Annotated in this window: 14 protein-coding genes; 11 read left to right on the top strand and 3 right to left on the bottom strand. The window is 73.6% G+C overall.

The genetic code is table 11. The annotated features are described in order from the left end of the window. Positions 1-46: 46 nt before the first annotated feature. The gene (locus tag LUZ64_RS08955; RefSeq protein ID WP_095580802.1) at positions 47-2,209 is read left to right on the top strand and encodes a primosomal protein N'; all 2,163 of its coding nucleotides are present in this window, start codon (positions 47-49) and stop codon (positions 2,207-2,209) included. Between the two features lie 275 nt (positions 2,210-2,484). On the opposite strand, the gene LUZ64_RS08950 is transcribed toward LUZ64_RS08955, so the two are convergent. Next, positions 2,485-2,991: a hypothetical protein gene (locus tag LUZ64_RS08950; RefSeq protein ID WP_095580800.1), complete on the bottom strand. Its 507-nt coding sequence runs from the start codon at positions 2,989-2,991 to the stop codon at positions 2,485-2,487. A 257-nt stretch (positions 2,992-3,248) separates the two neighbouring features. Here LUZ64_RS08950 and fmt point away from each other — a divergent pair, with 257 nt between their 5' ends. The 10 genes from fmt to LUZ64_RS08900 all read left to right on the top strand — a co-directional run bounded on the left by fmt (position 3,249) and on the right by LUZ64_RS08900 (position 15,842). Beyond that, positions 3,249-4,184 carry a methionyl-tRNA formyltransferase gene (gene fmt, locus LUZ64_RS08945; protein ID WP_095580798.1) on the top strand — a complete coding sequence of 312 codons (936 nt, stop codon included), beginning with the start codon at positions 3,249-3,251 and terminating at the stop codon, positions 4,182-4,184. A gap of 393 nt (positions 4,185-4,577) precedes the next feature. After that, a complete protein-coding gene (locus tag LUZ64_RS08940) occupies positions 4,578-6,002 on the top strand; it encodes an RsmB/NOP family class I SAM-dependent RNA methyltransferase (RefSeq protein WP_095580795.1) in 1,425 nt (474 codons plus the stop codon). Between the two features lie 78 nt (positions 6,003-6,080). Then, entirely contained in the window at positions 6,081-6,767 is a 687-nt protein-coding gene (gene rpe, locus LUZ64_RS08935; RefSeq protein ID WP_095580793.1) for a ribulose-phosphate 3-epimerase, read from the top strand. A 149-nt stretch (positions 6,768-6,916) separates the two neighbouring features. Continuing rightward, positions 6,917-7,906: a sugar-binding transcriptional regulator gene (locus LUZ64_RS08930; protein WP_211304983.1), complete on the top strand. Its 990-nt coding sequence runs from the start codon at positions 6,917-6,919 to the stop codon at positions 7,904-7,906. 154 nt (positions 7,907-8,060) lie between these two features. Beyond that, entirely contained in the window at positions 8,061-9,548 is a 1,488-nt protein-coding gene (locus LUZ64_RS08925) for a GuaB1 family IMP dehydrogenase-related protein (RefSeq protein ID WP_095580791.1), read from the top strand. Positions 9,549-9,945: 397 nt separating this feature from the next. Further along, on the top strand, positions 9,946-11,475 hold the full coding sequence (locus tag LUZ64_RS08920; protein WP_170116711.1) for an amino acid permease: 1,530 nt from the start codon (positions 9,946-9,948) through the stop codon (positions 11,473-11,475). Between the two features lie 10 nt (positions 11,476-11,485). Continuing rightward, a complete protein-coding gene (locus LUZ64_RS08915) occupies positions 11,486-11,941 on the top strand; it encodes an Lrp/AsnC family transcriptional regulator (protein WP_095580789.1) in 456 nt (151 codons plus the stop codon). 102 nt (positions 11,942-12,043) lie between these two features. Continuing rightward, on the top strand, positions 12,044-13,033 hold the full coding sequence (locus tag LUZ64_RS08910) for a LysR family transcriptional regulator (protein WP_095580787.1): 990 nt from the start codon (positions 12,044-12,046) through the stop codon (positions 13,031-13,033). A gap of 146 nt (positions 13,034-13,179) precedes the next feature. Beyond that, entirely contained in the window at positions 13,180-13,995 is an 816-nt protein-coding gene (locus LUZ64_RS08905; RefSeq protein WP_095580785.1) for a carbon-nitrogen hydrolase family protein, read from the top strand. Between the two features lie 131 nt (positions 13,996-14,126). Beyond that, a complete protein-coding gene (locus LUZ64_RS08900; protein WP_095580783.1) occupies positions 14,127-15,842 on the top strand; it encodes a flavin monoamine oxidase family protein in 1,716 nt (571 codons plus the stop codon). Between the two features lie 57 nt (positions 15,843-15,899). Here LUZ64_RS08900 and LUZ64_RS08895 read toward each other — a convergent pair whose 3' ends face one another. Both LUZ64_RS08895 and LUZ64_RS08890 read right to left on the bottom strand, forming a co-directional pair. Continuing rightward, on the bottom strand, positions 15,900-16,592 hold the full coding sequence (locus LUZ64_RS08895; protein ID WP_095580781.1) for a DUF5995 family protein: 693 nt from the start codon (positions 16,590-16,592) through the stop codon (positions 15,900-15,902). Between the two features lie 107 nt (positions 16,593-16,699). Next, the gene (locus LUZ64_RS08890) at positions 16,700-18,145 is read right to left on the bottom strand and encodes a uracil-xanthine permease family protein (protein ID WP_095580779.1); all 1,446 of its coding nucleotides are present in this window, start codon (positions 18,143-18,145) and stop codon (positions 16,700-16,702) included. Between the last annotated feature and the right edge of the window lie 163 nt (positions 18,146-18,308).

Genomic DNA, 18,308 nt, shown 5'->3' with positions numbered 1-18,308 from the left:
GGCCGAGCGCCGTCCGCTGTCAGTGCGGTCTGCTAAGACTGGAGCTGTGAGCAGCGAGAACGGGCGGTCGGGGGCGGGGGAGCCGCCCGAGGCGGCGGAGCGAGGGGGGGAGCAGCTCGCGTTCATCCGGGAGACGGTGCGCAAGGCGAAGGTGCCGCGGGCGAAGCCGCGGACGTGGCGTGGCGCGGCGCTGGCCGGGTCCCTGCCCGTGGCCCGGGTGCTGGTCGACAAGGGCCCCGTCCACCTCGACCAGCTGTGGGAATACGCCGTGCCGGCCGAGCTCGACGCCGCCGCCCAGCCGGGCACGCGGGTCCGGGTCCGCTTCGGCGCGGGCGCCCGCAATGTGCGTGAGGGGCGCCGGGAGGGCGGCGGCCTCCTCGACGGATACATCGTCGAGCGGGTGGCCGAAGCCGAGTACCGGGGGCCGCTGGCGGCGCTGGCCCAGGTCCTGTCTCCCGAGCCCGTGCTCACCCCCGCCCTGTACGAGCTGTGCCGCTCCGTCGCCGACCGCTACGCGGGCTCGCTCGCGGACGTCCTCCAGCTGGCGGTGCCGCCCAGGCACGCCCGTATCGAGGCCGAGCCGTCCCCCGAACCGCTGTCACCGCCGGCCCGGCCCGGACCGGGCACGTGGTCCCGCTATCCCACGGGCCCGGCCTTCCTGGACGCCGTCTCCCGGGGTGACTCGCCGCGTGCCGTGTGGACGGCCCTGCCGGGCCCGCACTGGCCGCAGGAGCTGGCCCGGGCCGCCGGCACCGCCCTCGCGGCGGAGCGCGGCGCACTGCTCGTCCTGCCGGACGGCCGGGCCGCCGCCCGGGTCGACGCCGAGCTGACCGCGCTGCTCGGCGAGGGGCGCCATGTCCTCCTGACCGCCGATCTCGGCCCCGAGGAGCGCTACCGCCGCTGGCTGGCGGTCAGCCGGGGTTCCGTGCGGGTCGTCGTCGGGACCCGGGCCGCCATGTTCGCGCCGGTGCGCGCCCTCGGCCTCGTCGCGATCTGGGACGACGGCGACGGGAGCCACAGCGCCCAGAACGCCCCGCACCCGCACGCCCGCGAGGTGCTGATGTCCCGGGCGGCCCACGAGAAGGCCGCGTTCCTGCTGGGCGGCTTCGGCTGCACGGTCGAGGCGGCCCAGCTGGTGAACACCGGCTGGGCCCTGCCGCTGGCCGCCGACCGCGACCGGGTCAGGGCGACGGCCCCGATGATCCGGACCGTCGGCGACGGCGACGAGGCGCGGGACGAGGCCGCCCGCGCCGCTCGGCTTCCCACGCTCGCCTGGCAGACCGCCCGGGAGGCCCTCAAACACGGCCCGGTGCTGGTGCAGGTGCCGCGCCGGGGGTACGTCCCCCGGCTGGCGTGCGAGCGGTGCCGCGAGCCGGCGCGCTGCACGACGTGCGTCGGCCCCTTGGAGGCGCTGGAGGGCGACGGCGGTCTGCGGTGCGGCTGGTGCGGCCGGGGACAGCCGGAGTGGCACTGCGCCGAGTGCGGCGGGAGGCGGCTGCGCGCCCGGATCGTGGGAGCCGGGCGCACCGCGGAGGAGCTGGGGCGGGCCTTCCCGTCGGTGCCCGTGCGCACCTCCGGCCGTGACCACATCCTCGACCGCGTTCCCGACCGCCCGGCACTCATCGTGTCCACGCCCGGGGCCGAGCCGGTCGCCGAGGGGGGGTACGCGGCGGCCCTGCTCCTCGACGGCTGGGCCCTGCTCGGCTTTCCCGACCTGCGGGCGGACGAGGAGGCGCTGCGCCGCTGGCTGGACGCGGCGGCGCTGGTGCGGAGCCAGGCCGAGGGCGGCACCGTGGTGATCGTCGCCGAGCCGACGCTCCGTCCGGTGCAGGCCCTCGTCCGGTGGGACCCCGCCGGGCACGCCGTGCGCGAGCTCGCCGACCGCGCGGAGCTGGGCTTTCCGCCCGTGTCGCGGATGGCCGCCGTCTCGGGTCCGCCGGAAGCCGTGGCCCAGTTCCTCGCGGCGGCCGAGCTGCCGGCGGACGCCGAGGTGCTCGGCCCGGTGCCCATGTCCGTCACGGCACCGGGCCGGCCGCGCCGACCGGGTGAGGCACCGCCGGGGGAGCGGTGGGACCGCGCCCTGCTGAGGGTCCGTCCCGGGCGGGGCGGCGCGCTGGCCTCGGCGCTCAAGACCGCCCAGGCCGCCCGGCTGGCGGGCCGGGACGGTGAGCCGGTGTCGCTGAGGATCGATCCGCTCAACATCGGCTGAGCCGGGGGACGTCTCCCGGGCGCCGGATGCCTGGCGGCGCTCCCGTACGCGCCCGGCCGGTGGCCACTCCGTACGCCCCCGGCCGGTTCCGGCCGCTCGGTGGGGCGGCGGCGCCTTCGCCGGGTGGCGTGGACCGGGCCCGGCGCGGGGCGCCGGAGACGGAGCCCGGTCGCGCGCCGCCGGACCGGGAGGGCTCGTCACGCGTCGCCGCGGCAGTGGGATCCCAGGGTCGGCGGGGTCACCGGCCCACACCCGCCCGGCGGCGCGGCGCCCGCTCAGCCGTTGCGCGGGCCCGGGAAGGCCGGCGGCCTCGGCTCGTCGCGGTGGGGGGCCACGCTCTGGACCGGGACCGCGCGGGCCGCGGGGACGACCGGCACGGCCGCCGGCTCGGCGGTGCGGACCGCCTCCGCGGGCTCGGGCGTGCTCTGGCCGTTGGACCGGCGGGCGCCGTAACGGCGGTGCACCGCCTGCTTGGTGACCCCCAGCGCCGAACCCACCGCGTCCCACGAGAAGCCCAGCGAGCGGTCGAAGTCGACCGCGGCCGTCACCAGCGTCTCGACGCTGTCCCGCAGCTCCTGCGCCAGCCGTACGGTCGGCGCGGGGGCCCGCCCGTAGACGACGAAGCCGGCGGACGGGCCGGTGCGCCGCGGGCGGTAGACGTTGCCCAGCTGAGCGGTGAGGGTGCGCAGGGCGTCCACCTGCCTGCGGACCCGCTCGATGTCCCGGACCAGGAGATGCAGGCTGGCCCGTGCCTGGGCGTCGTGGGTTGCGTGGTCGGCCATGAAGTAGCCTCTCGGACCGGCGGGGTAAAAGGACTAAAAAAGGCGAGAGTTGACAAGGAACGGAAGCGGGCCGCTGCCGCGGCCCGTTCAGGTCAATCTCTCTTGACCACAACGCGCCACGGCCCGCCGGGTCACGGTATGGGGGCGCACATCCGCCGGAATGGGGCGCGTGAGTGCCCGTACGCCCCCTGAGGGAGCGGGCCCCTAGACTGGTGGGCTGTTCCACTCGGCGCTCGAGGAGAGGTAGTTCGCCACCCATGAGGCTCGTCTTCGCAGGCACCCCCGAGGTCGCCGTTCCCGCCCTCGACGCCCTGATCGCCTCGGAGCGGCACGAGGTCGTCGCCGTCGTCACCCGGCCCGACGCCCCCGCCGGGCGCGGCCGCCGGCTGGTCGCCAGCCCCGTCGCCCAGCGCGCCGAGGAGGCCGGCATCGAGGTGCTCAAGCCCGTCCGGCCGCGTGAGCCGGACTTCCTCGCCCGGCTGGCGGAGATCGCCCCCGACTGCTGCCCGGTCGTCGCCTACGGCGCGCTGCTGCCCAAGGCGGCCCTGGAGGTCCCCGCGCGCGGCTGGGTCAACCTCCACTTCTCGCTGCTGCCCGCCTGGCGCGGTGCCGCGCCCGTCCAGCACGCGATCCTGGCCGGTGACGAGGTCACCGGCGCCTCCACCTTCCTGATCGAGGAGGGCCTGGACTCCGGCCCGGTCTACGGCGTGCTCACCGAGCACGTACGCCCCACCGACACCAGTGGTGATCTGCTCACCCGGCTCGCCTTCGCGGGCGCCGGGCTGCTCTCCGCGACGATGGACGGCATCGAGGACGGCACCCTGAAGGCCGTTCCGCAGCCGGCCGACGGCGTCTCCCTCGCCCCGAAGATCAATGTCGAGGACGCCCGGCTGGACTGGTCCGCGCCCGCCCTGCGGGTGGACCGCGTGGTGCGCGGCTGCGCACCGGCGCCCGGCGCGTGGACGCTCTTCCGCGGTGAGCGGCTCAAGGTGATGGCCGTCGCCCCCGACCCCGCCCGCACCGACCTCGCCCCCGGCGCCGTGGCCGCCGGAAAGAACTCCGTGCACGTCGGCACCGGGTCGCACGCGGTGGAACTGCTCTGGGTCCAGCCGCAGGGCAAGAAGCCGATGAAGGCGGCCGACTGGGCGCGCGGCGTCCGCGTCACCGAGGGCGAGCGGCTCGGCGCGGCGTAGCCCGCGACGGCGGTCTTCGCGACGGCGGTCTTCGCGACGGCCGCCTCCGGCGCGGGACGGCGGGCCGCTCCGGGACGGGTGCCGCGCCCCGTCGGCGGGTGACCGGCCTCCTGCGACGGACGCATGGCTTCCCACGACGGACGCATGGCCTCCGGTCACGGACGTACTGCCGCCCGTGACGGGCATGTGGCCCTCCATGGCGGGCGTGTGACGTCTCGCGAAGGGCGGGTGCCCCGCCGAGGACGGGGCGGCGGCCCCGCCGCGCCCCTCCGCCACGGCGTGGCCCCGTCCCCGGCCACCCGTCACGGCGCGACCCCGGTCGCCGGGGGACGCGCCCCGCCCCGCCCGGCGTACGCTTGACCTCTTCACCACCCCAGCTCCGGAGCACCTTTCGTGAACGATCGCGCCCATCGCCGCCCCGCAAAGCCCTACCGCCGGCCCAAGAAGGACCCGGTACGGATCCTCGCCTTCGAGGCGCTGCGGGCCGTCGACGAGCGCGACGCCTACGCGAACCTCGTGCTGCCCCCGTTGCTGCGCAAGGCCCGTGAGCAGGAGGGCTTCGAGGCACGCGACGCCGCCCTCGCCACCGAGCTCGTCTACGGCACGCTGCGCCGCCAGGGGACGTACGACGCGATCATCGCCTCCTGCGTCGACCGGCCGCTGCGCGAGGTCGACCCGCCGGTGCTGGACGTGCTGAGCCTCGGCGCCCACCAGCTGCTCGGCACCCGCATCCCGCCGCACGCGGCGGTGTCCGCCAGCGTCGAGCTGGCCCGGGTCGTGCTGGGCGACGGCCGCGCGAAGTTCGTCAACGCCGTGCTGCGGAAGATCACGGCGCACGACCTCGACGGCTGGCTGGAGCGGGTCGCCCCGCCCTACGAGGACGACCCCGAGGAGCACCTCGCCGTCGTCCACTCCCACCCGCGCTGGATCGTCTCGGCCCTGTGGGACGCGCTCGGCGGCGGCCGGGCCGGCATCGAGGACCTGCTGGACGCCGACAACGAACGCCCCGAGGTGACGCTCGTCGCCCGCCCCGGACGCGCCACGACCGAGGAGCTGCTCGCGGCGGTCGGCGAGGACTCCGGCCTGCCCGGCCGCTGGTCGCCGCACGCCGTGCGGCTCGCCGAGGGCGGCGAGCCCGGCGCGCTGGAGGCCGTGCGCGAGGGCCGGGCCGGCGTCCAGGACGAGGGCAGCCAGCTGGTCGCGCTGGCCCTCGCGGCCGTGCCCCTGGAGGGGACGGACACGCGCTGGCTGGACGGCTGCGCGGGCCCCGGCGGCAAGGCCGCCCTGCTGGGCGCGCTCGCCGCGCGGCGCGGCGCCGCCCTGCTGGCCTCCGAGAAGCAGCCGCACCGCGCCCGCCTCGTCGAGCGCGCCCTGGCCGGCAACCCCGGCCCGTACCAGGTGATCGCCGCCGACGGCACGCGCCCGCCGTGGCGCGAGGGCACCTTCGACCGGGTCCTGATGGACGTGCCCTGCACCGGCCTGGGCGCCCTGCGCCGCCGCCCCGAGGCGCGCTGGCGGCGCCGGCCCGAGGACCTGGCGGGCTTCGCGCCGCTCCAGCGCGACCTGCTGCGGGAGGCGCTGCGCGCCGTACGGGTCGGCGGCGTCGTCGGCTACGCGACGTGCTCGCCGCACCCCGCGGAGACGAAGGCCGTCGTGACGGACGTCCTCAAGCGGGACGGCGTGAGCGCGGAGTGGATCGACGCGCGCCCGTACATGCAGGGCGTCCCGGCGCTCGGGGACGGCCCCGACGTGCAGCTGTGGCCGCACCTGCACGGCACGGACGCGATGTACCTGGCGCTGCTGCGCCGCACGGCGTAAGTTCCCCCGGCCCGCCCCTACCCGCCCCGGGAAGGGGCGGGTAGGGGAAAGAACCCCTCGCATGGCAGGCTTAAGGACATGGCCGTGCAGATCAACCCCAGCATCCTCTCCGCCGACTTCGCCCGCCTCGCCGACGAGGCGCAGGCGGTCAAGGGCGCCGACTGGCTCCACGTCGACGTGATGGACAACCATTTCGTCCCCAACCTCACGCTCGGCGTGCCGGTCGTCGAGTCGCTGAGCCGGGCCACGGACATCCCGCTGGACTGCCACCTGATGATCGAGGACCCGGATCGCTGGGCCCCGCAGTTCGTCGAGGCCGGCGCGGGTTCCGTGACCTTCCACGCGGAGGCGGCCGCCGCCCCCGTGCGGCTGGCGCGGGAGATCCGGGCCAAGGGGGCGCGGGCGTCGATGGCGCTCAAGCCCGCGACGCCGATCGAGCCGTTCGAGGACCTGCTGCCCGAGCTGGACATGCTGCTGATCATGACGGTCGAGCCCGGCTTCGGCGGCCAGGCGTTCCTCGACATCATGCTCCCCAAGATCCGCCGCACCCGTGAGCTGATCTCGCGCCACGGTCTGGAGCTGTGGCTCCAGGTCGACGGCGGGGTGTCGGCGGAGACCGTGGAGCGCTGCGCGGAGGCGGGGGCGGACGTCTTCGTGGCCGGATCCGCCGTCTACGGTACGGAGGACCCGGCGGCCGCCGTACGCTCCCTGCGCGCGCAGGCGGAGCGGGCCACGGCCGGTGCGTCCTGGGCCTGCGCCCACTGACGTGGCCCCCGGCGCTCGCCCGAAATGCTGAGGGCGAAGGTCAAGGGCTGATCAAGGACCGCCGTTTCTGACAGGATGACGGTCGAGTCCAGAAGCTTGAACACAGGAGTGAGGAGACCGTGGTGTCGACGGGCCGTTCAGCCACGCCGATGGGGCCCGCAGAGCTGGTGCAGGCGGCGGCGATGGCCCGCCGTTTCTATCTCGAGGGCAAGTCGAAGATCCAGATCGCCGAGGAGTTCGGCGTGAGCCGCTTCAAGGTGGCCCGAGTGCTGGAGACGGCGCTCGAGCGCGATCTGGTGCGGATCGAGATCCGGGTCCCGGCCGAGCTGGACGCGGAGCGCTCCGACGCGCTGCGCGCCCGCTACGGCCTGCGGCACGCGGTCGTCGTGGAGTCCCCGGCCGACGCCGCGGACGACGCCCCCGACCCCGAGAACCTCGGTGAGGTGGCGGCGGACCTGCTCGGCGAGCTGGTGCACGAGGGCGACGTCCTCGGCCTGGCCTGGGGCCGCTCCACCATCCACATGGCGGCGGCCCTGCACCGGCTGCCGCCGTGCACGGTCGTCCAGCTCACCGGGGTCTACGACGCGGGCACCGCCGAGCGCGGCTCGGTGGAGGCGGTGCGCCGGGCGGCGCAGGTCTCCGGCGGCGAGGCGCATCCGATCTACGCCCCGATGCTGCTGCCCGACTCCGCGACGGCCGCCGCCCTGCGCGGCCAGACGGGCATCGCGCGGGCCTTCGACTACTTCGACAAGGTCACCGTCGCCGCCGTCTCCATCGGCTCCTGGGCGCCGGGCATCTCGACCGTCTACGACATGCTCACCGACGAGGAGCGCGAGCAGTACGCCTCCCTCGGCGCCGCCGCCGAGATGTCGGCCCACCTCTTCGACGCCGACGGACGCCGCATCGGCCGTGATCTGGGCGAGCGCTGCATCACCGTCGAGGCGGACCGGCTGCGGCGCATACCGGAGGTCGTCGCCATCGCCGGCGGCTCCCGCAAGGCGGCCGCGATCGGCGCGGTGCTGCGCTCCGGGCTGGTCACCAGCCTGGTCACGGACACCGCCGCGGCCGACTACCTGCTGCTGGAGACGGGCCCCGGACCGCGTCCGGCCCTGGACCGGGCGGACCCGGACGGCGCGTAGCCGGTCGTCCGGGGTCCGGCACGGCCGGACCGGTTGCCCAGGTCGACCTGATTTCGGACGATCCGACCAGGGCGTTCCGCCGGTCCTGGAGGTTCGGCCCGGGCCGCGCACCCCGGCTGTCATGGGAGAATGAAGTACGTGCTTTTCCCTCGGCATGCCTTGTCGGGGGTCACCTCCGAACGACTGGGATGTTCAGCACGTGCGTTTCCTCAATGACCAGAAGCCGCCGTACGACCTGACGTACGACGATGTGTTCATGGTGCCGAGCCGCTCCGCGGTCGGCTCCCGCCAGGGTGTGGACCTCTCCGCCCCCGACGGGACGGGCACCACCATTCCGCTCGTGGTCGCGAACATGACCGCGATCGCCGGCCGCCGGATGGCGGAGACGGTCGCCCGCCGCGGTGGCCTCGTCGTCATCCCTCAGGACATTCCGATCGAGGTCGTCACCGAGGTCATCTCCTGGGTCAAGAGCCGTCACCACGTGCTCGACACCCCCATCGTGCTCGCCCCGACGCAGACCGTCGCCGACGCGCTCTCGCTGCTGCCCAAGCGGGCGCACGGCGCCGGCGTCGTGGTCGACGAGGACCAGCGCCCGGTCGGCATCGTCACCGAGCACGACCTGACCGGTGTGGACCGCTTCACCCAGCTGTCCGAGGTCATGTCCAAGGAGCTGCTGCTCCTCGACGCCGACATCGACCCGCGCGAGGCGTTCAACCAGCTGGACGCCGCCCACCGCAAGCTCGCCCCCGCGGTCGGCAAGGACGGCCGTCTGGCCGGCATCCTGACCCGCAAGGGCGCCCTGCGCGCCACGCTCTACACCCCCGCCACCGACGCGGACGGCAAGCTGCGCATCGCCGCCGCCGTCGGCATCAACGGCGACGTGGCCGGCAAGGCCAAGGCCCTGCTGGCGGCCGGCGCCGACACGATCGTCGTGGACACCGCGCACGGCCACCAGGAGTCGATGATCTCCGCGATCAAGGCCGTGCGGGCCCTCGACCCGCAGGTCCCGATCGTCGCGGGCAACATCGTCGCCGCCGAGGGCGTGCGCGACCTCATCGAGGCCGGCGCGGACATCATCAAGGTCGGTGTGGGCCCCGGCGCCATGTGCACCACCCGCATGATGACCGGTGTGGGCCGCCCGCAGTTCTCCGCCGTCCTGGAGTGCGCCGCCGAGGCGAAGAAGTTCGGCAAGCACGTCTGGGCCGACGGCGGTGTCCGGCACCCCCGTGACGTCGCCATGGCGCTCGCCGCCGGCGCGTCCAACGTCATGGTCGGCTCCTGGTTCGCCGGTACGTACGAGTCCCCGGGCGACCTCCAGCAGACCGCCGACGGGCGGCTGTACAAGGAGAGCTTCGGCATGGCCTCGGCCCGTGCCGTGCGCAACCGCACCAGCGAGGAGTCGGCCTACGACCGGGCCCGCAAGGGTCTGTTCGAGGAGGGCATCTCCACCTCGCGGATGTTCCTCGACCCGTCCCGTCCGGGCGTCGAGGACCTGATCGACTCGATCATCGCGGGTGTCCGTTCCTCCTGCACCTACGCCGGCGCCGGCTCCCTGGAGGAGTTCGCCGAGCGTGCCGTCGTCGGCGTCCAGAGCGCCGCCGGTTACGCCGAGGGCAAGCCGCTGCACGCCAGCTGGCAGTAGTCCCGCACAGCCCGGCAAGGGGCGTGGTCCGATCCGGACCGCGCCCCTTTTCGCGTTCCCGGGGGGGCCGTGCGGTGGCGGTGGGAGCGCGGCGCGGGCGGAGTGATCTGGACCACGGTATTCCGCCCACATGTACCGATTCATGATGTGAGATGCAACGATTGGCTGTGAATGCCCCCCATGCGCAATGATCGAACGGCCATGCGCAAGAATGGTGCATTACGAGCGCGGCCTCTCAGCTCATAAGGTCTGCGCAGTACGTGGAGTGGCGGATACCGCTTGCTCGGCGATTCCCCCTCTGCCTCGGGTCGGCTCCCCCCTGCCCACAGCACCCCCCTGAGGGCGTCCCGCCGTCGGTCATCCCCCTCGACAGGCATCGACGAATGGAGCCACCCCAGTGTTGGACAACGGCACAGCGCCCCCCGCCACGGACGACGAGAAGCCGTCGTCCCCGCGGCCGGCCGCCGGCTTCGTGACCGGTGTCATGCGACGCAAGCCGGTCGAGCGCCTGGTCGCCGAGGGCGGCCAGGGCGAGGGCGGCACGCTGCGGCGCTCGCTCGGCATGTGGCAGCTCACGATGATCAGCATCGGGGCGACCCTCGGCACCGGCATCTTCGTGGTGCTCGGCGAGGCCGTGCCGAAGGCGGGCCCGGCCGTCGTCATCTCCTTCGTCATCGCCGGCCTCACGGCGCTGTTCTCGGCCCTGTCCTACGCGGAGCTGGCCGGCACCATCCCGGTCTCCGGATCCTCGTACTCCTACGCCTACGCGACCCTCGGCGAGATCGTCGCCTGGGTCTGCGGCTGGTGCCTGATCCTGGAGTACGGCGTCTCGGTCGCGGCCGTCGCGGTCGGCTGGGGCGAGTACCTCAACGAGCTGCTCGACGGCACCATCGGGGTCACCATCCCGGCCGCGCTGGCCAACCCGCCCGGCACCGACGGCGGCATCTTCAACCTGCCCGCGCTGCTCGTCGTCCTGCTCTGCATGGCCTTCCTGCTGGGCGGGGCCAAGGAGAGCGCCCGCGCCAACACGATCATGGTCGGTGTGAAGATCGCGGCCCTGCTGCTCTTCTGCGCCGTCGCCTTCCTGGGCATCCGCGCCGGCAACTACGCCCCGTTCATGCCGCTCGGCCTCGGCGGCGTCAGCGCCGCGGGCGCCAGCCTCTTCTTCTCCTACATCGGCTTCGACGCCGCCTCCACGGCGGGCGAGGAGGCCAAGGACCCGAAGAAGGACCTGCCCAAGGCGATCATGCTGTCGCTGCTCATCGTCACCGCCCTCTACGTCCTGGTCGCGGCGGTCGCCGTCGGCGCCATGCCGTGGGGCGACTTCGAGGGCTCCGAGGCGGCCCTCGCCGGGATCATGAAGGACGTCACCGGCCAGAGCTTCTGGGCCGTCCTCCTCGCCGCCGGCGCCGTCATCGCCATCGCCAGCGTCGTCCTGACCGTCCTCTACGGCCAGACCCGCATCCTCTTCGCGATGTCCCGCGACGGGCTCGTCCCCAAGACCTTCTCCAAGGTCCACGCCAAGACCGGCGTGCCGCGCGCCAACACCGTGATCGTCTCGGTGTTCTGCGGCGTCCTCGCCGCGGCCGTGCCCCTGGGCGAGCTGGCCAACGCCACCAGCATCGGCACGCTCTTCGCCTTCGCCCTGGTCAACGTGGCCGTCATCGTCCTCTTCTTCACCCGCCCCGAGATGCACCGCAGCTTCAAGGTGCCGCTCTCCGGCCTCCGGGTCGGCGGCCTCCCGCTCGCCCCGATCTTCCCGGCCATCGGCTTCGGGCTGTGCGTGTACATGATGCTCAGCCTGCCCGGCACGACCTGGCGGTATTTCGGCGGGTGGATGCTGGTCGGTCTTGTGATCTACTTCATGTACGGGAAGAGCCGCTCGCGGCTGTCCCGGGAAGACCAGCAGGTATCTCTAGAGAAGTGATCCACCCGCAGTGCGACTGAACGATCTGGACGAACGCATCGTCCACGCCCTCGCCGAGGACGCCCGCCGCTCCTACGCCGACATCGGCACCGAGGTCGGTCTGTCCGCGCCCGCCGTCAAGCGGCGCGTGGACAGGCTGCGGGCCGAGGGCGCCATCACCGGGTTCACCGTCCGGGTGGACCCGGCGGCGCTCGGCTGGGAGACCGAGGGGTTCATCGAGATCTACTGCCGCCGGAACACCTCGCCCGAGGCGATCCACCGCGGCCTGTCGCGCTACCCGGAGGTGGCGTCCGCCTCGACCGTCACCGGCGAGGCGGACGCCATCGTCCAGGTCTTCGCCTCCGACATGCGCCACTTCGAGCGCGTACTGGAGCGCATCGCGGGGGAGCCCTTCGTCGAGCGGACCAAGTCCGTGCTGGTGCTCTCCCCGCTGCTGCGCCGCTTCAGCTCCGGCGCCCCCTCCTGAGCCGGAGCGGCCGCCGGGCAGCGCCCGGAAACCGCTTCCCCACGCCCACGTACGCGGGAGACGATCGGGCCATGAGCGCCATGAGCACGCGATGAGCACGTCATGAGCAGAAGCCCCGGCGAGAGCCCCGCGGGCCCGGCCGGCCCCCTCGGCGGGGCCGGCGCCGCCCGCCTCGACCTGAACCTGCTGATCGCCCTCGACGCCCTGCTCGCCGAGGAGAGCGTCACCGCCGCCGCGGACCGGCTGGGCCTCTCCGGCCCCGCCATGAGCCGCACCCTCGGCCGCATCCGCCAGGCCCTGGGCGACCCCGTGCTCGTACGCGCCGGCCGGCACATGGTGCCCACGCCGCGCGCCCTCGCCCTGCGCCCCCGGGTCCGGCGGGTCCTCGACGACGCCCGCGGCCTCTTCACCGCCGAGGCGGAGGCCGACCCGGCCACCCTGACGCGCACCTTCACCCTCAGCGCGCACGACAGCAGCATCCTGGCCTTCGGCGCGGCACTACTGGGCCGGGCCCGCGACGAGGCCCCCGGCGTCACCCTGCGCTTCCTCGCCGAAGGGCCCGGCGGTCCGGCGCCGCTGCGCGACGGGGTGATCGACCTGGAGGTCGGGGTCATCGACCGCCAGGAGCCCGAGATCCGCGTCGAGACCCTGTTCCAGGACCGCATGGTCGGCGTGGCCCGCGCCGGGCACCCGCTGCTCACCGGCACCGTCACCCCGCGCCGCTACGCCGCCGCGGGCCATCTCGTCGACTCCCGGCGCGGCCGGCTGTCCGGCCCGGTCGACGAGGCGCTCGCCGCGCACGGGCTGCGCCGCCGGGTCGTCGGCAGCGTCCCCACCTTCGCCGCCGCGCTTCATGTGCTCGGCGCGACCGACGCCGTCGGATGCGCCCCCGGCCGGCTCGGCGCCCCGGCCGTCGCGGCGCTCGGCCTGCGCACCTTCGAGATCCCGGTGGACCTCCCGCCGCTCACCGTCGCCATGGCCTGGCACCCCCGTCACGACGCCGACAGCGGCCACCGCTGGCTGCGCGGCCTGGTCCGGGACGCGGTGGGCGAGTACGGCGCGCCGGAGGCGGCTCCGACCCCCGCGCAATGAATCGCACGGAAGAAGCCGAAAGGCGCAACGAATCGTCCACCCACACGCAACAGAGGCGCCTTGTCGGGCCGGGAGCGCAAACCGTAGCGTCAAGGCGTCTTAACGAACGCGCTCGTTCACGAGCACGGCAGGTGGAAAGAGGCCGTATGACGCCGCTGCGTACCGCGCTGTACCAAGGCCCCGCCGGCGTTCCCGCCTCCACCGCCGACAGCCTCGCCTCGCTCGCCGCCGCCGTCCGCCGGGCCGCCGCCGCGGGGGCCCGGCTGCTCCTCACCAACGAGCTGTACCTCACGGGCTACGCCCTCGGCCCCGCGGTCCGGGACCTCGCCGAGCCCGCAGACGGGCCGGGCGCCCGCGCGGTGGCCCGGATCGCCGCCGAGCACGGTCTGGCCATCGGCTACGGCTACCCCGAGCGCGACGGCGGTGACGGAGACGGCGGCGCGATCTTCAACTCCCTCCAGCTCATCGGGCCCGACGGGACGAGCCTCGCGAACTACCGCAAGACGCATCTCTTCGGGGAGTACGAGACCACGTACTTCACCCCGGGCTCCGAGCCGATCGTCCAGGCCGAGCTCGACGGCGTCCGCCTCGGCCTGCTGATCTGCTACGACATCGAGTTCCCCGAGCCCGTCCGCGCGCACGCCCTGGCCGGCACCGAGCTGCTGCTCGCCCCGACCGCGCTGATGCGCCCGTACGAGATCGTCCCGCAGACGATCGTCCCGGCCCGTGCGTGGGAGAGCCAGCTCTACCTGGCCTATGCCAACCGCTGCGGCACCGAAGGGGACTTCTCCTTCGCCGGGCTCAGCTGCCTAGCCGCCCCCGACGGGACCGTACGGGCCCGGGCCGGCGCGGGCGAGGACCTGATCGTCGCCGATGTCGATCCGGCGCTGCTGAAGGCGTCCCGGGCCGAGAACACCTACCTGGACGACCGCCGGCCGGAGCTCTACGGCTCCCTCATCTGACACCCCCTGTCCGACCTCCGACCCTCGTCCGACACCCCTGTCCGACACCCCCGCCGAGGCGACGCAGCGCAGCGAAGCCCCGTGATGCCGTCTTTCAGAGCCGCCCCCCATTCCGCAGGAGAGTTCAGCCGATGACGTCCATGGTGCCCACCGCCGCCCACGACGAGCAGTCGGAGCCGGCCCTGCCGCCGATCACGATGTTCGGCCCGGACTTCCCCTTCCCGTACGACGACTTCCTGGCTCACCCCGCCGGCCTCGGCCAGATACCCGCGACCGAGCACGGCACCGAGGTCGCGGTCATCGGTGGCGGCCTGTCGGGCATCATCGCCGCGTACGAGCTGATGAAGATGGGCCTCAAGCCCGTCGTCTACGAGGCGGACCGGATCGGCGGCCGGCTGCGCACCGTCGGCTTCGAGGGCTGTGACCCCTCGCTCACCGCCGAGATGGGCGCCATGCGCTTCCCGCCCAGCTCCACCGCCCTCCAGTACTACATCGACCTGGTGGGCCTGGAGACCAAGCCCTTCCCCAACCCGCTGGCCCCCGACACCCCGTCGACCGTCGTCGACCTCAAGGGCGAGTCGCACTACGCCAAGTCCCTCGACGACCTGCCCGCGGTCTACCGCGAGGTCGCGGACGCGTGGAGCGCCTGTCTGGAGGAGGGCGCCGACTTCACGGACATGAACCGCGCCCTGCGCGAGCGCGATGTGCCGCGCATCCGGGAGATCTGGGCGAAGCTCGTCGAGAAGCTCGACAACCAGACCTTCTACGGCTACCTCTGCGAGTCGGAGGCGTTCAAGTCCTTCCGGCACCGGGAGATCTTCGGCCAGGTCGGCTTCGGCACCGGCGGCTGGGACACCGACTTCCCCAACTCCATCCTGGAGATCCTGCGCGTCGTCTACACCGAGGCCGACGACCACCACCGCGGCATCGTCGGCGGCAGCCAGCAGCTCCCGCTGCGGCTGTGGGAGCGCGAGCCGGGCAAGCTCGTCCACTGGGCACCGGGCACCTCCCTCTCCTCGCTGCACGACGGCGAGCCCCGCCCCGCCGTCACCCGGCTGCACCGCACGGCGGGCAACCACATCACCGTCACCGACGCCGACGGCGACATCCGCACCTACCGCGCGGCGATCTTCACCGCGCAGTCCTGGATGCTCCTGTCGAAGATCGCGTGCGACGACTCGCTCTTCCCCATCGACCACTGGACGGCGATGGAGCGCACCCACTACATGGAGTCCTCCAAGCTGTTCGTGCCGGTGGACCGGCCTTTCTGGCTGGACAAGGCCGTCGACGACGAAGGAAACGAGACCGGCCGCGACGTCATGTCGATGACGCTCACCGACCGGATGACGCGCGGCACCTACCTCCTGGACGACGGCCCCGACAAGCCGGCCGTCATCTGCCTCTCCTACACCTGGTGCGACGACAGCCTCAAGTGGCTGCCGCTGTCGGCGAACGAGCGCATGGAGGTCATGCTCAAGTCGCTCGGCGAGATCTACCCCAAGGTCGACATCCGCCGCCACATCATCGGCAACCCGGTCACGGTCTCCTGGGAGAACGAGCCCTACTTCATGGGCGCCTTCAAGGCCAACCTCCCGGGCCACTACCGCTACCAGCGGCGTCTGTTCACCCACTTCATGCAGGACCGGCTGCCGGAGGACAAGCGCGGCCTGTTCCTCGCGGGTGACGACATCTCCTGGACGGCCGGCTGGGCCGAGGGCGCCGTGCAGACCGCGCTCAACGCCGTGTGGGGTGTGATGCATCAGTTCGGCGGCGGGACCGACGCCACCAACCCGGGCCCGGGCGACGTCTACGACGAGATCGCGCCGGTGGAGCTCCCGGAGGACTGAGCCGCGCGCGAAGTCCCCTGTGAGGGCCCCGTCCTCCCGCTCCGGGAGACGGGGCTCTCATCCCAGCGGGGTGAGCAGACACCGGCCGACCAGCCCGACGCCGGAGTCCAGCCGGTCGGTGAGCTCCTCCGCCACATCGGGCAGCGTCCGCACCGCCCACAGCGCGCGGAACGACGCCCAGGCCGCGCCGCGGGCCGCGTCCAGGCTCCAGGCGCCCACCAGGTGCGTCAGCGGGTCGGCGACGTCCAGGACGTCCGGCCCCGGCATCAGCTCCTCGCGGATCCGCCCCTCCATGGCGGCCAGCAGCCCGCCGATCCGGTCGAAGTCGCCCTCCAGCGCCGTCGGTTCCGTGCCCAGCGCCCGGCAGGTGTCGGTCAGGGCCAGCGCGAGGTCGTGCCCGATGTGGGCGTTGATCCCGGCCAGCGCGAACTGGAGCGGCCGCACGGCGGGGTGGCCCCGCAGCTGGAACAGCGGCCGCCAGCAGGCGGGTGCCCGGCCGCCCGTGGCGACGCTGTCGACGGCGGCCAGATAGCGCCCGGCGAACCGGACGTCCAGCTCGGCCGCCGCCGGGCCGTCGGCGAATCCGCCGGCCCGCATCCGCCGCCCGATCTCCTCCGTGACCGCCAGATACACCCGGTTGAAGACGGCCACGCCGTCCCTCGGCGGCAGTGCCGCCTCCAGCCCCCGCATCCGCGCCAGCACCTCCGGGACACCGGTGGGTGCGACGGGCTTCCCCCATGTCATCGTCATACACACAGAGTGACATGCATGTACGGAGCGTAGGGGCTTCCCTCGGTCGGACCGCCCGAACGGGTGAACGGACCTGAGGAACGCGGGGAGTTGGGAGAGGGGTGGCGTCAGGCCCGGCCGCGCGCGGGGGCGTCGCCGCCGTCGTTCCCGTCGCCGTCCGCGCCGTTCCCCTCGCCGGCGGCCACCGGGTCGTAGCTGCTCGTGCCCTCGTCCAGCAGGGGCTCCTGCGTCTTGAGGTGGGCCGGGGCCAGGGCGCGCAGGACGTGGTAGCCGGAGAGGACCACGATCGTGCCGAGCGCGATGCCGCTGAGCTCGAAGTTGCTGCTGACCTTCAGGCTGACGCCGCCGATGCCGATGATGACGCCCGCCGCGACCGGCACCAGGTTCAGCGGATTGCGCAGGTCGACCTTGTTGTGCACCCAGATCTGGGCGCCCAGCAGGCCGATCATGCCGTAGAGGATCACGGTGATCCCGCCCAGCACACCGCCCGGGATCGCGGCGACCACGGCGCCGAACTTGGGGCACACGCCGAAGAGGAGGGCGAAGACGGCCGCGGCCCAGTAGGCGGCCGTGGAGTAGACCCGGGTGGCGGCCATCACGCCGATGTTCTCGGAGTACGTGGTGTTGGCCGGCCCGCCGACCGCCGTCGAGAGCATCGTCGCCGCGCCGTCCGCGGAGATCGCGGTGCCCAGCTGGTCGTCCAGCCGGTCGCCCGTCATCTCCCCGACGGCCTTCACATGGCCGGCGTTCTCGGCGATCAGCGCGATCACCACCGGCAGCGCCACCAGGATCGCCGACCAGCTGAAGCTCGGCGCGTGCAGCGAGGGGAGGCCGATCCAGTCGGCCTTGGAGACCCCGGAGAGGTCCAGACGCCAGTGGTCCACGGCCTCGGTCCCGCCGTTCACCGAGTGGATCTTCCCGAAGACCCGGTCGAGGCACCAGGAGAGCGCGTAGCCGAAGACCAGGCCGAGGAAGATCGCGACGCGGGACCAGAAACCGCGCAGGCACACCACGGCGAGGCCGGTGAAGAGCATCGTCAGCAGGGCCGTCCACTGGTCCTGCGGCCAGTACGTACGCGCCGTGACCGGTGCCAGGTTGAAACCGATCAGCATCACCACGGCACCGGTGACCACCGGCGGCATCGCCGCGTGGATGATCCGGGCGCCGAACTTCCGCACCACCAGACCGGCCGCGAACAGCGCCGCGCCGACCACGAGGATCGCGCCGGTGACGGCCGCGCTGCCGCCGCCCTGGGCCCGGATGATCGCGGCCACCCCGACGAAGGAGAGGCTGCACCCGAGGTAGCTGGGCACCCTCCCGCGCGTCGCCAGCAGGAAGAGCATGGTCGCGACGCCCGACATCATGATCGCGAGGTTGGGGTCCAGCCCCATGAGTACCGGGGCGACGAAAGACGCCCCGAACATCGCGACCACGTGCTGGGCGCCGAGGCCCGCCGTCCGTGGCCAGGAGAGCCGTTCGTCCGGTCTGACGACGGCCCCGGGTGCGGGGGTGCGCCCGTCGCCGTGCAGGGTCCAGCGCACGCCGAGGCCCATGACTGCTCCTGATGTTCGTGGTGGGGGATTCGCATCATGCTAAGCCGCGGCGGGCGATGCTCCGCGCCGTCCGGGCGGGATGGCGGCGCCCGGCGCGCTGCTGCAATCGGCGCAATTGATGGTCCGTACGACTGTATGACCCGGACCTCGGGATGTTCCGGCC

Origin of the sequence: Streptomyces albireticuli (assembly GCF_021228125.1) — a bacterium.
Classification (GTDB): domain Bacteria; phylum Actinomycetota; class Actinomycetes; order Streptomycetales; family Streptomycetaceae; genus Streptomyces; species Streptomyces albireticuli.
The sequence above is the reverse complement of the archived record's forward strand: the minus strand, read 5'-3'. Positions and strand labels throughout refer to the sequence as shown.

Excerpts from the sequence above, each read along its gene's own strand:
- LUZ64_RS08950 (WP_095580800.1), bottom strand. The coding sequence starts at position 2,991 with ATGGCCGACCACGCAACCCACGACGCCCAGGCACGGGCCAGCCTGCAT.
- fmt (WP_095580798.1), top strand. The coding sequence starts at position 3,249 with ATGAGGCTCGTCTTCGCAGGCACCCCCGAGGTCGCCGTTCCCGCCCTC.
- rpe (WP_095580793.1), top strand. The coding sequence starts at position 6,081 with ATGGCCGTGCAGATCAACCCCAGCATCCTCTCCGCCGACTTCGCCCGC.
- LUZ64_RS08930 (WP_211304983.1), top strand. The coding sequence starts at position 6,917 with ATGGGGCCCGCAGAGCTGGTGCAGGCGGCGGCGATGGCCCGCCGTTTC.
- LUZ64_RS08925 (WP_095580791.1), top strand. The coding sequence starts at position 8,061 with ATGCCTTGTCGGGGGTCACCTCCGAACGACTGGGATGTTCAGCACGTG.
- LUZ64_RS08910 (WP_095580787.1), top strand. The coding sequence starts at position 12,044 with ATGAGCAGAAGCCCCGGCGAGAGCCCCGCGGGCCCGGCCGGCCCCCTC.
- LUZ64_RS08905 (WP_095580785.1), top strand. The coding sequence starts at position 13,180 with ATGACGCCGCTGCGTACCGCGCTGTACCAAGGCCCCGCCGGCGTTCCC.
- LUZ64_RS08900 (WP_095580783.1), top strand. The coding sequence starts at position 14,127 with ATGACGTCCATGGTGCCCACCGCCGCCCACGACGAGCAGTCGGAGCCG.
- LUZ64_RS08895 (WP_095580781.1), bottom strand. The coding sequence starts at position 16,592 with ATGACGATGACATGGGGGAAGCCCGTCGCACCCACCGGTGTCCCGGAG.
- LUZ64_RS08890 (WP_095580779.1), bottom strand. The coding sequence starts at position 18,145 with ATGGGCCTCGGCGTGCGCTGGACCCTGCACGGCGACGGGCGCACCCCC.